Origin of the sequence: Akkermansia massiliensis, from assembly GCF_023516715.1 — a bacterium.
Taxonomy (GTDB): domain Bacteria; phylum Verrucomicrobiota; class Verrucomicrobiia; order Verrucomicrobiales; family Akkermansiaceae; genus Akkermansia; species Akkermansia massiliensis.
Genome location: NZ_JAMGSI010000001.1, coordinates 1780875 through 1796234, shown reverse-complemented (window position 1 = coordinate 1796234; position 15360 = coordinate 1780875). Strand labels below are relative to the sequence as shown.

The 15360-nt window shown below is 60.9% G+C and carries 12 protein-coding genes; 7 read left to right on the top strand and 5 right to left on the bottom strand.

The window, feature by feature from the left end; genetic code table 11:
- Window positions 1-44 precede the first annotated feature (44 nt).
- The 5 genes from M8N44_RS07680 to M8N44_RS07660 all read right to left on the bottom strand — a co-directional run bounded on the left by M8N44_RS07680 (window position 45) and on the right by M8N44_RS07660 (window position 4640).
- Entirely contained in the window at window positions 45-371 is a 327-nt protein-coding gene (locus M8N44_RS07680; protein ID WP_022397527.1) for an ElaB/YgaM/YqjD family protein, read from the bottom strand.
- A 144-nt stretch (window positions 372-515) separates the two neighbouring features.
- Entirely contained in the window at window positions 516-1499 is a 984-nt protein-coding gene (locus tag M8N44_RS07675) for an MlaD family protein (RefSeq protein WP_022397526.1), read from the bottom strand.
- Window positions 1500-1517: 18 nt separating this feature from the next.
- Entirely contained in the window at window positions 1518-2336 is an 819-nt protein-coding gene (locus tag M8N44_RS07670) for an ABC transporter ATP-binding protein (RefSeq protein WP_022397525.1), read from the bottom strand.
- Window positions 2337-2351: 15 nt separating this feature from the next.
- Entirely contained in the window at window positions 2352-3152 is an 801-nt protein-coding gene (locus tag M8N44_RS07665) for an MlaE family ABC transporter permease (RefSeq protein ID WP_022397524.1), read from the bottom strand.
- Window positions 3153-3227: 75 nt separating this feature from the next.
- Window positions 3228-4640 (bottom strand): hypothetical protein, encoded by a 1413-nt coding sequence (locus tag M8N44_RS07660; RefSeq protein ID WP_102726840.1) that lies wholly within the window; start codon window positions 4638-4640, stop codon window positions 3228-3230.
- A gap of 178 nt (window positions 4641-4818) precedes the next feature.
- Here M8N44_RS07660 and M8N44_RS07655 point away from each other — a divergent pair, with 178 nt between their 5' ends.
- The 7 genes from M8N44_RS07655 (at window position 4819) to M8N44_RS07625 (ending at window position 15359) form a co-directional block, all read left to right on the top strand.
- Window positions 4819-6669, top strand: a complete 1851-nt coding sequence (locus M8N44_RS07655) for an ABC transporter ATP-binding protein (protein ID WP_180971517.1) — start codon at window positions 4819-4821, stop codon at window positions 6667-6669.
- The gene (locus tag M8N44_RS07650; protein WP_022397519.1) at window positions 6663-8447 is read left to right on the top strand and encodes an ABC transporter ATP-binding protein; all 1785 of its coding nucleotides are present in this window, start codon (window positions 6663-6665) and stop codon (window positions 8445-8447) included. The genes M8N44_RS07655 and M8N44_RS07650 overlap by 7 nt, the downstream gene beginning before the upstream one ends.
- A 127-nt stretch (window positions 8448-8574) precedes the next feature.
- Window positions 8575-10515 (top strand): phospho-sugar mutase, encoded by a 1941-nt coding sequence (locus M8N44_RS07645; RefSeq protein WP_249853075.1) that lies wholly within the window; start codon window positions 8575-8577, stop codon window positions 10513-10515.
- Window positions 10516-10612: 97 nt separating this feature from the next.
- A complete protein-coding gene (locus tag M8N44_RS07640) occupies window positions 10613-11158 on the top strand; it encodes a hypothetical protein (protein ID WP_102721311.1) in 546 nt (181 codons plus the stop codon).
- Between the two features lie 115 nt (window positions 11159-11273).
- Window positions 11274-12485 carry a cell division protein FtsA gene (gene ftsA / locus M8N44_RS07635; RefSeq protein ID WP_102713795.1) on the top strand — a complete coding sequence of 404 codons (1212 nt, stop codon included), beginning with the start codon at window positions 11274-11276 and terminating at the stop codon, window positions 12483-12485.
- Window positions 12486-12510: 25 nt separating this feature from the next.
- A complete protein-coding gene (locus tag M8N44_RS07630) occupies window positions 12511-13962 on the top strand; it encodes a cell division protein FtsZ (protein WP_180975281.1) in 1452 nt (483 codons plus the stop codon).
- The gene (locus M8N44_RS07625) at window positions 13962-15359 is read left to right on the top strand and encodes a DUF6056 family protein (protein ID WP_102729149.1); all 1398 of its coding nucleotides are present in this window, start codon (window positions 13962-13964) and stop codon (window positions 15357-15359) included. The genes M8N44_RS07630 and M8N44_RS07625 overlap by 1 nt, the downstream gene beginning before the upstream one ends.
- The last annotated feature ends 1 nt before the right edge of the window (window position 15360 follow it).

Below are 15360 nucleotides of genomic sequence, written 5' to 3'. Positions count from 1 at the left end.
GGTGAGGGCGCCATGCGCTTGATGCGCATGGCGCGGAATGAGGGTTAACGGCGGCGGATGAGCATGCCGATCAGAAGGCCCACGCCCATGGCGATCAGCACGGACTGGGTGGGTTTTTCCTTCACGTATTCTTCGCCCGCTTCATGGAACTTCTTGGCCTTGTCACGGATGACTTCTCCTTTTTCCTGGGCGTAGTCACGGATGGTGCTGGCCTGTTCCGTAGCCGCCTTGCGGATTTGGTTTACTTTGGCCGCGGCGAAGGCCCTGGCCTGTTGAAATCTGGTTACGGCAAGCTCGCGGGCGGAAGGGCAGGAGCAGGCGGTGTCGTTTGCTGCTGCGGTCGGTTCAAGTTCGGTTTGGTTGTCTTGCATGGTTGATTAGAGTGTTAAGGGTTGGTTCCTGTTGAAAAACATGTCGGCTTACATGTTTTCGCCTCTCACATTGGGAATTATTTAGCACGCTTCCCTCTATTGGCAAGTGTGTAAAGCGGCTTCACCCGGAATTGTGCGCGTTCCTCAGCGGCGGCTTCCTGAAAAACCGCCGCGGGGGTCTGGTTTGGCCTGGGGCTCGTTCGGGTTCCGGTACCGCAGGATTCCGTAGTCCCTCAGGTTACGGATGAATTCCTGGGCATTGGCGCGGAAGCGCGCATCGTACATGAGCAGCCCCAGGAAGCCCTGGTTTTTCCGGGCGTCCGCCGTGACGGAGGCGATTTGCTCGGAAGCCTTGCGCAGGGCGGTCAGCGTGGGGGGGATTTCCTTGATGGCGGGGTCCAGGCTGTTGAGCTTTTCTTCCGCTCCGGCGATGATTCTGCGGGCGTCACTGACGGTGTCTTTCATGGCCGCCATTGTCGCGGGGAGCTGTTCGCCCGCTTTGTTCATTTGAGCCAGCACGCTGTTGAGGTGCCGGAGGTTTTCCCGGCTCAGGATGCCTTCATTGATCAGCTTGGTGGTCTGGGCCAGCCCTTTGGCCGCTTCCCCGATGTTGAGAATGGCCTCGTCAATGTTGTCCGAATTTTTTTCAATCTGCTTGAGGATTTTCAGTATTTCCTCCGTGGCGCCCACGGCGTTATTCTTGATCTTGCTGAAGTCGCTTTCAGGCTGCCCGATGATGGTGGCATGGGGCGGGATGTATTCGTGCGTGGGGCGTGCCGGGGGAACGATGTCGATGTACTTGTCTCCCAGGATGTTCTGCATGTCCACGCGGAAGACGGAGCCTTCCTGGATTTTCACGTCGCTCAGGATGCTGGCTTCCAGCATGACTTCATTGCCGGAGGGCAGGAGTTCGGGCGCCTTGGTGACCTTTCCCACCGTAACGCCGCCCAGGCGGAGCTGGGAGTCCTTGATGAGGCCCGCCGCGTCCTTGAAAATGATGTTGATGGGGTAGGTTTGCTCCTTGGAGGTCTTGATGTTGCCGAACCCCAGGATGACGCCGATGATCATCAGGATTCCGGCAATCAGGAAGATGCCCACCCAGGTTTCCGGCTTAAGTTTCTGCTTCATGGCTCTGTGGTAAGATGGTTATTGTTTCCGTTCACGTTCCGCCCGTTCCAGCAGAACCCGTTGAAAGTTTTCATGCCTGCCGGTCAGGGAGGCCCAGTCTTCCCCGGAATCCCCGTACAGGAACCTTTGCAGGTTTTCATCCCTGGAATGCAGCAGCTCCTCCGGGGTTCCCGTCCAGTAAACTTCCCCGTTCCTGAGATAGACGATTTTGTCCGCAATGCGGATCACGCTGGGCATGTCATGGGAGACGATGACGGTCGTGATTCCCTTGTCCTTGCAGATTTGCCGGATGAGGAAGCTGATGCTGTCCGTGACAATGGGGTCCAGGCCTGCGGTGGGCTCGTCATACAGCAGGCATTCCGGTGTGGTGACGATGGCCCTGGCTACGGCTACGCGCTTGATCATGCCTCCGGAGAGGCTGGCCGGCATTTTTTCCTGCTGCCCCAGCAGGTCCACGGAGTCCAGGGCGGCGGAGATGCGCGCGTCCAGCTCCTTTTCATTCCGGATTCCTTCCTCGCGCAGCGGGAAGGCGACGTTTTCCCCTACGCTGAGGGAGTCGAAGAGTGCCCCCTGCTGGAACATGAAGCCTATTTTACCGCGGATTTGCTTCTTGATTTTTTCCGGCGCTCCGCTGATGCGCCTGCCGTCTATTTCCACATAGCCGTCCAGCGGGTCCATCAGGCCGTCCAGATGTTTCAGGATGACGCTTTTTCCAGCCCCTGACCCGCCGATCAGAGCCATCAGCTCTCCCTTTCCCACGTCAAAGCTCACGCCTTTCAGCACTTCCTGGGTACCGAAGCTTTGCTTGAGCTGGTGGACGCGGATGAATGGCTGCATGGCGGCGCGGAAGGGTTATCTCATGAATCCCATGGGGAAGATGGAATTGAGAATCATGGTCAGAATGAAGTTGGCGATGAGCAGGGCCACGGAGGCATACACCATGGCCTGCATGGTGGATTTGCCGACGCCAACGGCTCCGTTCGTGGTGTTCAGGCCTTCCCGGCAGGAGATGGTGGAGATGATGAGGCCGAAGACCAGGGCTTTGACCAGGGCCACGGTGATGTCCCCCATGGTGACGAATTTGCTCATGAAGTGCATCCAGTAAGCCTGGTCCACGTTAAAGGAGGTGATACTGACGATGTAGGCGGAGGCGATGCCCACCAGCACGGCTTCCATCATCAGGATAGGCATGGAAATGAGCATGGCCTGGATGCGGGGCTTCACCAGGTAGTCCACCGGGTCCACGTTCATGGAGTTAAGGGCGTCTACCTGTTCCGTGACTTTCATGGTCCCGATTTCCGCTGCCATGGCGGACCCGACGCGGCCCGCAAGCATCAGCCCGGTAATGACGGGCCCCAGTTCCCGGAACATGCCCACGGCGACGACGGCGCCCCCCATGGTTTCCATCCTCACCGTCTGGAGCTGGAACAGGGTCTGGGCTTCCAGCACGGCTCCGGTGAACGCGCCGGTGATGATGACCACCGGCTGGGACTGCACCCCGATTTTTGCAATTTGCTCCACAAGAACGCGCATCCGGAATTTGCCGGACCACATGCATGCGGTCACTTGGTAAAGCAGCAATCCGATTGACCCCAGGCGGTCAACCAGCCTTAGAGCGGCGCGGCCGATCATGGTGGCTACATAGAATTGCATGGCTTCTACTAATCACTTCTTCCACTTCAAGAGCAAGCGCAATGTACGCCACGGGAAGAAAAGCAACGCGCCGCGTCAATCCGTCAGCCGGTGGACGTAAGGCGTTTCCGGTGCACCGGGAATGGATCGCAGTGTGAGGCGCGGCGGCAGTTTCCGGCGCATCCATTCGGAGGCGCGGGCCCGGCGCTGCCAGCGGCGGATTTCAAGCTCCGATTCCGGGAAGAGGCCTGCCAGCGGCGTGGCGGATTCATGCGCGCGGTGCAGACGGATGAGGAGGCTGTCGCGCATGGCCGCATCCGGCGCAGGAGAAAGGAAGCCGGGGAACAGGTCCGCCAGTTCCGTTTCATATAAATCCCCCAGCGGCATGAAGTCAGCGGCCAGGGCCGGCGGAAGGAGGCGGGGAGCGGTCATGATGTCCGTTCCGGTCAGGGCGGACAGCAGCAGGGCACCTTCCTCCTGGGTCCATTGGCGCATGAGCCATGCGGCCGTGAACAGGTCATCCGGTCCTCCGGCCGCCGCATCTGCGGGGAGAGGCAGCATCCGGGCCTGAATGCCCAGCTTGTCCGCACAGGCTTGCGCCCGGGCAGTGTCCTGTTCCGGAATGCCGGGGAGGCGGGGGATGAAGCCCGTCAAGGGCAGGGAAGGCAGTTCCTCTTTTAACAGTTGAGCCAGCAGGAGGGATGCGGAGCTTTCCAGCAGGTTCAGGCAGGCGGCGCCATGCCCGCTTTTCAGGATGAAGTCCGCCGTGCCTTTCCGGAGGGCGTGCCGGAGCTGTTCTTCCGGAGCGGGAAGCGGAGAAGACGCCTCCGTGGAATTTTCCGGAGAAATGACGGCGGAATCCCGTTCAAAAAGACGCAGCCGTTTGAGGAGAATCCCGTGGGCGGACCATGCGGAAGACGCGCCGGGTAACAGAAACGGGCCTTCTCCCCCGGCCAGGCGGGCAGTGAGGACCGGCAGCCTTGTTTCCCGCGCCAGCCGGCAGGCTTCCTCCTCATCCTGCTCCAGCAGTCCTTCATGCCACGCGCCGGAATGGGTGCGGAGCAAGAGGCAGGGTACGGAAGAAGATGCCGGGGAAGATTCCGGCCATGAAATGATGGAAAAACCCGCTTCATCCGCCGTCCGGCAGATGCCGAAAACGGGAACGGCCTCCGTTCCGTGTGCGGCTGGGGAAATAACGGCTTGCCGTGGAAAGGAAAGGCCGTTCCGGAGCATGTGGAAGCGGCTGCCGTCCGCGTCCGCTGCTGCCAGCAGCAGGGGGACGTCCGCTATTTCCCGCGCCAGGTAGGCCTGGGCCGCCCTGTGCTGGGACCGGAAGCCGCTGCGCAGGGCCAGTTCCCCGGTGTGCGCGCCACTGAGGGCCAGCGGCGGACAAAGAACGAGCTCCGCCCCGCCGTCCACGCAGGAACGGTACAGTTCCACGATGGTTCTGAGGTTCCTGGGGAAATGGCCGGGGATGGTCTCCGGCTGGATTAATCCTGTCTTCAGCATGCGCCGGCAGGGTAGACCATTCCGGGGAGGCGGGCAAGCCGGGATGCCCGGCGGCTTTCCCTCCGGGCGTTTCCTGAGGAGTTTTTATCGCAAGGAGCTTGTCATCCGCGATCTTCATGGTATGATCTGCACCGATTGCGCGCCGTCCGTTCCCGGGCGCATCAATCCGGAATTACTTATGAGGAAACAGTCAACAGAGGGGCAGGAATCCTCCATCCAGCGCGCCGTAGCATTATGGCGCGAATATCTTCTCCCCTATAAGGGCACGCTGGTGTGGGCTGTGATCGGCGGCATGGTGGCCGCTGTTTCCAGCGGCTTCGGCATACCGGTGATTTTGCAGGAAATGTTCCCCGTGATCTTTGACGGGAAGCCGCTGCCCCCGTGGGCGGAGCGCGTGCTCCTCTGGTACGTGAGTCCGGAAAACCTGCCCTGGGTGACGGTGTGGGCCACGGCGGCCATGCTCCCGATGGTAGTGGTGGTGCGCGGCCTCTCCTCCTTCGTCAATGTCTACCTGCTTTCCAAAATAGGGCTGGGCGTGCTGGAAACGCTGCGGCTCAAGGTGTACCGTAAATACCAGGATTTATCCCTGGCCTTTCATGACCGCCAGCAGAAGGGAGACCTGCTGAGCCGCCTGATGCAGGACACGCAGTTCCTGCAGGGCGGCCTGGTGCAGATTGCCAATGACCTGATTATCCAGCCCCTGACCCTCCTGGCCGCGCTGGGATTCCTGATTTACAGGGCCTCCGTCAGCCAGCAGTTCCTTATTTTGCTGGCGAACATGCTCCTGGTGGGCGTCTGCGTGATTCCCATCCGCTACATCGGCAAGAAAATGCTCGCCCGCGCTCGCGTGGTGCAGTCCAGCCAGGGGGATCTTTCCTCCACGCTTCAGGAAAACTTTTCCTCCCAGCGGGACATCCGGGCCTTTGAACTGGAAGAGCAGCAGACAAGTCTGTTCAGGAACAGGATTCACCGTTACATCCAGGCTTCCATCAGTGCGGTCAGGTGGCAGAGCCTGCTGACGCCTTTGATTGAATTCGTCAGCGCCATCGCCATGGCGGCCACTCTCTTTGTCGGCAACATGAACGGCATGAACATGGGGGACTTCGCCGCGCTGGCTACGGCCATGTACCTTTGCTATGAACCGGTCAAGAAGCTAGGGGCGGTCCACAACAAGGCGGAAACCCTGAATGCCGGGCTGGAGCGCATCAACCATGTGCTGGACGCTCCGGACGACGTTCCGGAACCGGAAAACCCGAAGAGTCCGGAAGCCTGGAAGGGGGAAGTGGAGTTCAGCAATGTGTGCTTCGGCTACCAGCAGGATGCTCCCGTCATGAAGAACATTGACATCCGCATCCCGGCTGGCCAGGTGGTGGCCCTGGTAGGCCCCAGCGGCGCCGGGAAAACGACCTTCATCAATTTGCTGTGCCGTTTTTACGACGTACTTTCCGGCAGCGTGAAGGTGGACGGCATCGACGTGCGGGAGATGGCCAAGAAGGACCTGCTTTCCCATATCGCGCTGGTTTCCCAGTATCCCGTGCTGTTCCGCGGATCCGTGGCGGACAATATCCGCATCGGCCGTCCGGACGCTTCCGACGCGGAGGTGGAGGAAGCCGGGCGCATGTCCGCCGTGGACAGCTTCATCAATGAGACGGGGGAAGGCTATTCCCGCATGATCGGAGAAATGGGGGAAGGGCTTTCCGGCGGCCAGCGGCAGCGCGTTTCCCTGGCGAGGGCCTTTCTGAAAAACGCGCCTATCCTGGTGCTGGATGAAGCCACGGCTTCCCTGGACATGAAGAGCGAGGAACTCATCCAGAAGGAGATTGAAAAGCTGGCTTCCGGACGCACGGCCTTCATCATTGCCCACCGGTTCAGCACCATCCGGATGGCGGACCGAATTCTGGTTCTGGAAAAAGGGAGCGTCATTGCGGATGGCACGCATGAGGAGCTGATGGCCTCCTCCCCCCTGTACAGGGAACTTTACAACAAGCAGCAGATGGTTGCGGAAGAGGAAGGAGGCGCTTCATGTTAAGACAGTTTTTTGAGTACGCGCGGTATTTGAAGCCGGTGATGAAGCTGTTCATCGCCGCGCTGGCCGCCGGGGCGCTGGCCGCCGCCGCCAGCGGTTTCGGCTTCCCGCTGATGATTGCCAAGGTGTTTCCGGTGGTGTTTGACAATACGCAGATTCCCCCGGAGCTTCAGAACATCATCGCCCATCTGGTGGCCCCGGAGCACATGCACACCGCTGTGCTCGTGGCCGTATGTTCCCTGCTGCCGCTGGTTTTTGCCATCCGGGGCATAGGCACGTTCTTCAATGTGTACTGGATCAGCATCGTCAGCATGAAGGTGCTGGAGGAAATCAGGCTGGACGCCTTTTCCAAACTGCAAACGCTGCCCCTCTCCTTCATTGACCGCCAGAAACGGGGGGACCTGATCAGCCGCCTCATCAATGACGCGGCCAACGTGCAGGGAGGCCTGGTAATAGCGGCCAATGACATCATCAAACAGCCCCTTACCCTGCTGACCGCACTCGCCTTCCTGGTGTACAAGGTCTTTGTTGACCCGAACACGGCGGTGGTGCTGATGAATCTGGGGCTGGTTGTGCTGGCGATATGGCCCATCCGCTTCTTTGGCCGCCGCGTGATGAAGAAGGCCAAGCAGGCGCAGGACGAGCTGGGCAATATCACGGCCGCCGCCCAGGAAAACCTGGCGGCCCAGCGTGAAATCCGTTCCTACGGCATGCAGGAACAGCAGGTGGGGCTTTTCCTGGGGCTGATCCAACGCTTCTTCAAGATCAATCTGAGAACGGTGAAGTACAGGCACTTCCTGGTGCCGGTGCTGGAAATGGTGACGGCGCTGGGCCTGGGCATTCTGCTGGTGAGGGGCCATGAAATGGGAATCACCAAGGCTGACTTCACGGCCCTGGCCGCTGCCCTCTTCATGTGTTACGACCCCCTCAAGCGCCTGGGCGTGACGCTGACCAACCTGAAAAGCGCGCATGCCTCCCTGGAACGCATCAACTACCTGCTGAAGGAGCCGGACACCATGCCGGAAGCCGCCAATCCCGTTCCCCTGGGGCGAGCCTCCGGGCGTCTGGACTATGACGGCGTTTCCTTCTCCTACGACGGCGCCCGCAAGGTGCTGGACGGCATTGACGTTCATATCAGCCCCGGGGAAGTGGTGGGCCTGGTAGGCCCCAGCGGCGCCGGGAAAACCACGTTTGCCAGCCTTCTGCCCAGATTTTACGACGTCAGTTCCGGCACCCTGCGCATGGACGGCGTGGATGTGAGAGACGCCTCCCTGCACGATGTGCGCAAGAACATTGCCTTCGTTTCCCAGCATCCCGTGCTCTTCCACGGCACCATCATGGAAAACATCCGGCTGGGGCGGCAGGACGCCACGGATGAGGAAGTGATGGCCGCGGCGCGCGCCGCCGCCGCGGACGGCTTCATCATGGGGATGCCGGACGGCTACCAGACCATGCTTGGCGACGGCGGCAGCGGCCTGTCCGGCGGCCAGCGCCAGCGCGTGGCGATTGCCCGCGCCTTCCTGAAAGACGCCCCCGTCCTGATTCTGGATGAAGCCACCGCCTCCCTGGACGCGGAAAGCGAGGCCCAGATCCAGCAGGAGCTGGACCGCCTGGTGGAGGGAAGGACGGCTCTCATCGTAGCCCACCGCTTCAGCTCCATCCGCGTGGCGACGCGCATTCTGGTGTTTGAGGGCGGCCGCATCATCGGGGACGGCACTCATGCGGAACTTTATGCCTCCTGCCCGCTGTACCGGGAATTGTATGACCGCCAGTCCCTCTAGGTGAAAGGGGGGACGGGGACGGAAGGCTTTTCCCGCGCCCGTGCCGTGGCGCACATGGCGGTTTTTCTCAGGCCATGGTGGAAAGAGCTATTGTCAAACAAGGGCCATGATGTACTATTCCGCCAGCATGAATACACTGGATGAATCCCTGACGAATGCCGTTAAAGAGGGGGAGCTTTTGGAGTCTTCCCTGACCAATATCCGCCTTCTGCTGGCCGGAACCAAATCCCCCATAGCGTGTGAGGCCGTAGAGGAACTGGCCGCCGCCGGGGAGTGGCAGGAATTGAATGACCGTTTTTACAAGACCCTGGCCTTCGGTACGGGGGGGCTGCGCGGCCGCACCATCGGCAGCATCGTGACCCGGGCGGAGCAGGGGAACGGCGGCGTGAACGGCCGCCCGGAATATCCCTGCGTGGGAACCGCCTGCATGAACTACTTCAATGTGGGGCGAGCGATGCGCGGCCTGATCATTTACGTGAAAAAGCATGTGGAGGCCACGGACCCGGGCAGGAAGCCCCGGCTGGTCATCGGCCATGACACGCGCCACTTCTCCCGTGACTTCGCCGAATTCTGCGCGAAAATCGGCACGGACCTAGGCTGTGACATTTACCTGTTCGACAGCCCCCGGGCCACCCCTGAAGTTTCCTTCGCCATCCGTGAACTCAATGCGGATTCCGGCGTGGTGCTGACCGCCAGCCACAACCCCTCCCACGACAACGGCTTCAAGGCCTATTTCAACGACGGAGCCCAACTGGTGCCTCCGCATGACAAGGCCGTGATTGAGGAAGTGAACTCCCTGACCTCTGAGGAATATGAACCGCTGCCGGAAGACCGGCGCGGCACCCTTCACGTGCTGGACGCCTCCTTTGACCGTGTCTACATGGACCGCCTGAAAACCGTGCTGCTCCGTCCGGAGCTCTTCAGCAAGGGCGGCGCCAAAATCGTTTACTCCAACCTCCACGGCACGGGCGGCCATATCATCGTTCCCCTGCTGAAGGAACTGGGCTGCAACGTGCAGACCGTGGCGGCGCAGGACGTGCAGGACGGCCGCTTCCCGACGGTGGCCTCCCCCAACCCGGAAAACCCGCCGGCCCTGGCCCTGGCCATTGAGCAGGCGGACGCTTCCGGCGCGGACATCGTCATCGCCACGGACCCGGACGCGGACCGCATGGGTGTGGCCGTTCGCGGGGAAGATGGGAAAATGCACCTGCTGACCGGCAACCAGATCGGCTCCCTGCTGGCGTGGTACCGCTGCATGAGCATGTCTGACCTGGGCATCATCAATGACTCCAACCGTTCCCGCGCCGTGATGGTGAAAACCTTTGTGACGACGGGCCTTCAGGACGCCATCGGCCACCACTTCGGCTATGAAGTGGTCAACGTGCTCACGGGCTTCAAGTACATCGCCCAGAAGCTCGGCAAATATGAAGAAGCCATTCCTGCGGAAAAGCGGGAAGGCTACCGGAAGATGAGCGAGGAACAGACGCGCGCCCTGCGCCTGGAATACAGCCGCTACTTTGTCTTCGGCGGGGAGGAAAGCTACGGCTACCTGGCCCAGGACTTCGTGCGCGACAAGGACGCCAACTCCGCCGCCATCATCTTTGCGGAGCTGGCCGCCTATGCGGAAAGTGTCGGCAAGAGCCTGCTGGAACTGCTTCATGAACTCTTTGAACAATTCGGCGTGTACCTGGAAATGGGCAAATCCCTGGTCATGGAAGGCGCAGACGGCGCGGCAAAAATCGCCGCCCTCTCCACCTCCTATTCCGCCAATCCTCCTACGGAACTGGACGGCGTGGCCGTCAGCGGCATCCGGGACTTTTCCAAGGGTGACATGGTGGATGCGGAGGGCGACCCCATTCCGGCGGAAAAAATGATCTTTGTGGATATGGCGGACGGCCGCAGCTTTGCGGTGCGCCCCTCCGGAACGGAACCCAAGATCAAGTACTACCTCTTCGGCCACGGGAAACCGGGCGCTCCGGTGAAGGAAGCCCTGCCGGCGGTCCAGGCCTCCCTGGACTCCCTGTGGGCTGCCGTGGAGAAGGACGCTCTCGCCCGTTCCAACGGCTAAATGTTGTTGATTTCTTTCCCCCGTCTACCATGTAATGTGGACGGGGGAAATTTATTTTCTTGCCAAGGGGGCAGGAATTCCGCAGTTTATAATTCTTATGACATTTGCGGTCCACAAAACTCTCTCCGTGGCCGGTGCCCTTCTGGCCGGCCTTCTCCTCTCCTCCTGCTCCTCCACCTCCCAACAAGTCGAAGCTCCGGCACGGCTCCCCGCCTACCACTTTGTACCGGGAAAAACGGCCGTGCTGCACAACGGGAAGGCCATTCCCCCCAGGAATGCCCCCCCGCAGGTAAAGCGCGCCATTGCGGCCGCCAATTCTCTGGTCAACAAGCCCTACCGCCTAGGCGGCGGCCACAGGAAGCACTATGACTCCCACTATGACTGCTCCGGCAGCACCTCCTTTGTGCTGAAGGAAGCCGGGCTGCTCACCTCCACCCGCCATTCCAAGCTGTTCCTGAACTACGGGCAGAAAGGCGCCGGGGACTGGATTTCCGTCTATGCCAAGAACGGGCACGTATTCATGGTCATCTGCGGCCTCCGGTTTGACACCACCGGAAGCGGCCGCCGCGGCGAAGGCCCCCGCTGGAGGGTGGACGGCCGCAATGCCCGGAACTTCCTGGTGCGCCACCCCACGGGTCTCTGATCCGGGCCTGCGCAACGGAAAACCGCGTTTTTTGCGTATGTTCGCGCAGGCTTTCTTGAACAATGGAAAGTAATGTGCTATCAGGTGCTAGGACGTTGATAGTTCCTTGACTTTCATGGCTAAGACAAAAATTCACGTAGGGCTTGAGATAGGGACAAGCAAGACTTGCATGGTCGTGGGCGAAGTAAAGCCTGACGCGACCGTGACGATCATCGGCGTGGGTGAAGTTCCTAGCGAGGGCGTGGTCCGCGGCGAGATTGAAGACACCTCCAAGGTTATCCAGTGCATTTATGATGCCTGGAACATGGCCCAGGACCATGCGGACGTGGACATCATGACCGTCTACCTGTCCGTGACCGGGGCCCACATCGTGGGGCAGAACAACCGCGGCACTTTCCGCCTGCCTCCGGATGAAAGCATCATCTCCCAGGAACACATGGATGAGGTGACGGAAATCGCCCGTGACATTGCGCTGGGGCCGGAACAATTCGTCCTGCACCGCGTGCCAGGCCTCTTCTCCGTGGACGGGCAGGAAAACCTGACCAACCCCGCCGGGCTGACCGGCAGGACGCTGGACATAGACTGCCACATCATCCACGGCATCAAATCCCGCATCACCAACTCCTTCCGCTGCGTGCGGGAAGTGCCCCTGGACATTGCGGATGTGGTCTTCGCCCCCATCGCCACGGCCCAGTTCGTGCTCAACAGGCAGGTCAAGCAGGCGGGCGCCCTCCTCATTGACATGGGGGCGGGCACCACGGACTACGTCCTTTACCTGGACGGCCAGCTGGTGGCCTCCGGCTGCGTGCCCCTGGGCGGCGACCATATTTCCAATGACATCACGCTGATGACCGGCATACCGCTGGCGCAGGCGGAACTGCTCAAAAAGACGGAGGGGGACGCCAACAGCTTTTCCGGAAAGACCAATGAAATGGTGCGCGTGCGCGGAGAAGGGAATATGAAGGATGCCGCCATCGAACGCAATGTTCTGAATGAAATCATCCGTTCCCGCCTGCTGGAAATCTTCAATCTGGTCAAATCCTCCCTGCCCAAGGACACCTTCAAGGGCAACCGCTGCCACGGCGTCTACCTGTGCGGGGGCGCCAGCCTGATGCGCGGCGTGGGGGAACTGGCCTCCCACGTGTTCGGCGTGGCGATCAGCCGTCCCACGCTGGTCAAAAACGGAGCGCCTTCCTATCTGGATGACCCGCGTTACTGTACGGCCATCGGGCTGATACGGTATGCCCAGATTCTGGATGCCGAACTGCCGCAGCAGCGGAGCTGGCTGGGGCGCGTGCTGGGCCTCTTCGGCAGGAAGAACTCCTGATCAATCTCTACCCCAATTAAAAACCATGCTGGAATTTTCTCCCCAGGACCCGTCCGGGCTATCCGGAAAAATCTGCCTGTGCGGCATTGGAGCCGCAGGCGCCAAGGTGATGGAGGAGGTTCTGCTGCTGGCTCCGCAGGCGGCTTCCGTGTGCGCCATGAATCTGGATGCCCGTTTGCTGAACGCCTCCGCCGTTCCGTGCAAGGTCCATCTGGGGGCCAGGCTTACCCGGGGGCTCGGCTCCGGAGGGGATGCCTCCGTGGGGGCACAGGCCGCCTGTGAAAGTGAATCCTCCATCCTCCGGGCCCTGGAAGGCAGTGCGCTGACCGTCCTCGCCGCCGGGCTGGGAGGCGGAACAGGCTCCGGCGTGGCGCCGGAGGTGGCGCGGCTGGCCAAGGAGCAGGGCTCCTACGTCGTCAGCGTCGTCATCCGCCCCTTCCGGTTTGAAGGGGACCGCCGCGCCGCCCAGGCGGACGAGGCGCTGTCACGGCTGGCCCTGTATTCCGACATGGTGCTGCGGTTTGACAATGACGCCATGGAAAGCCTGATTGATCCCGACAAGGGAGTGTTGGAAGCCTTTTCCGTGGTCAATGCTCTCATTGCCCGCGCCGTGCTCATCGTGCCCTCCCTTCTCAACTCTTCCGGAAGCCTGCTCCGCGTGGGGCTGGATGACCTGCTCCGCGTGGCCGGAACAGGGAAGGGAATTTGCTCCTTCGGCGTAGGGGAAGCGTCCGCGGACGTTTCCACGGCGGACATGCTGGACCAGGTCCGGCACTCTCCCCTTTTCCTGGAAAAACGGCTGGGGGAAGTGGACGACGTTCTGGTGCTGGTGCGCGGCGGCAATTCCCTGACCCTGAAACGCCTGGAAGCGCTGGCTGGCGGAGTGGCGGAAATCCTGGGGAGCGGCGTGCGCCTCCATATCGGCGCTTCCGTGGCGGAACAGCCGGAAGACCGCCTGTCCCTGACCGTGCTGGGCGTTGTGCCCGTGAATGAACCGGAAATTTCTCCTGCTCCCGTTTTCCGTAGGGAACCGGAGCTCCAGACAGTTCTTGTGCCGGAGGAAGAACCCTTCATCGGGGATGGGAAAACCATCATTCAGCCTGTGGCTCCCGCCGTGGTTTCCGAACCGGAACGGCGTCCGGAGCCGGAACCTCCCGTTTCCATTCCCTCCGTCAGAAGGGATGACCATGAACTGGAAGAGGAACTGGTGCCTGTAAGGCCTGTTCCCTCCGTGCCGGACGTGGAGGAAACGTTCCCGGAACCCGCGCCTGCAGCGCAGGAACTCGGAGCGGATGCGGAACAGGAATTGGACCCGGTTCCCGACATCAAGGAACTGGAAGAAGGAACTCCCCCGGAAGAAGGAGAGGAAGAGCGCGCGGGACACGGACTCTTTGCCCATGTACGCCCCCTCATTCTGGACGGGGAAGACCTGGACCTGCCCCCGGCGCTGCGGAAGAAGAAACCGGACCCGAGCTGATGCCGTCTCCCCGTACGTCCATGGTATGGTTTTGGGCGCTGGTTGCAGCCGCCCTGCTGTATGTGGCGTTGCTTAGCTGGTGGAGCCCCTTCACCTCAGACACGTACCATCACGCCTTGACGGGCATGGAACACCGTTTCTCCCTCAGCCTGGTCTGGGAACGCTGCGTGGCCTCCTACATGAGCTGGAACCCCAGAATCGGGGAATACCTGGCCTTTGCTGTGGCGACAGCGGGCAAATGGCTCTTCATTCTGCTCAACCCCTTTGTACAGGTCTGCCTCGCGCTGATGATGTTCTATCTGGCCTCCGGGCGCAGGGTGGACCCCCGTTCCTGGCCGGACGTGCGGCTCTTCGGATTGGCGCTTCTCCTGCTCTTCACCTGTACGGCCCGGCCCGGCGTCACGATTTACTGGCTCTCCGGCGCTACCAACTATTCCTGGGGAGCCGCCCTCTGGCTCGGTTTCCTGTGCCTGTACCGGGAATTGCTGGAAAATCGGGAAAACGGGGAAAAAGGAAAGCCTGCTAAAAAGGGTTTCGGCCAGTGGGCTGGCGTAGTGGCACTGGGATTGTTGGCAGGCATGACTAATGAAAACAACATTCCGGGAACCTGGCTTCTGCTGGGAGCCTTGTTTGTCTTCGTCCGCCTGGTCCGGAAGGAAAAACTTCCCTTGTGGTTTTATGCGGGCGTTGCGGCGCAGGTAGCGGGTTCTCTGTGCATGTTGCTTGCGCCCGGCCTCTCTGCGCGGATGCACTCCGCCACTCCCGGCTGCGCGGAACCCCTCTCCGGCGTTTGGGACAGATGGGAAGCGGTCCCCGCGCTCCTGCTCCGGATGCATGAATACCTGGCCCTTCCCCTGCTGCTGGGTGCGGTGGCTGCCTGGATGCTGTGGAGAAGCTTCCGCAGGAACCGGAATGCCTTACGGCCATGGAAAATTTTCATCGGAACAGCGGCAGCATACATTCTGACGGCGTATGCCATGGCTCTTTCCTTTGCCGCCGCCGTCGTTCCGGCGGACCATGCCATGTTCTCCGCCACCCTGCTGTTCGGCATTGGCGTTTTGGCTCTTCTCCGTGTGTGGTACGGCATTCCCGCCGCGGAGCCCCGTCCGCGGATGACTGTGGCTGTTTTTCTGGCGCTGTCCGGAATATGCGTTCTTTCCACCCTTCACGATCACCTGCTTCTGTTCCAGCAGCATGAAAAGCGCGTCCGCCTGATTCTGGAACAGAAAAAGGCCGGCTTTCGGGAAATTGTGGTTCCTCCCCTCGTTCCACCCTCCCCGTGGTGCTCCTTCATCTTCTGGGTGGACCTGTCGCAAAACCCGGAAGACTACGTCAACCGGGGCGCGGCTGTGTATTATGGAGTTAGGAAAATTTTTATTGAAAAATTAGAAAATTAAA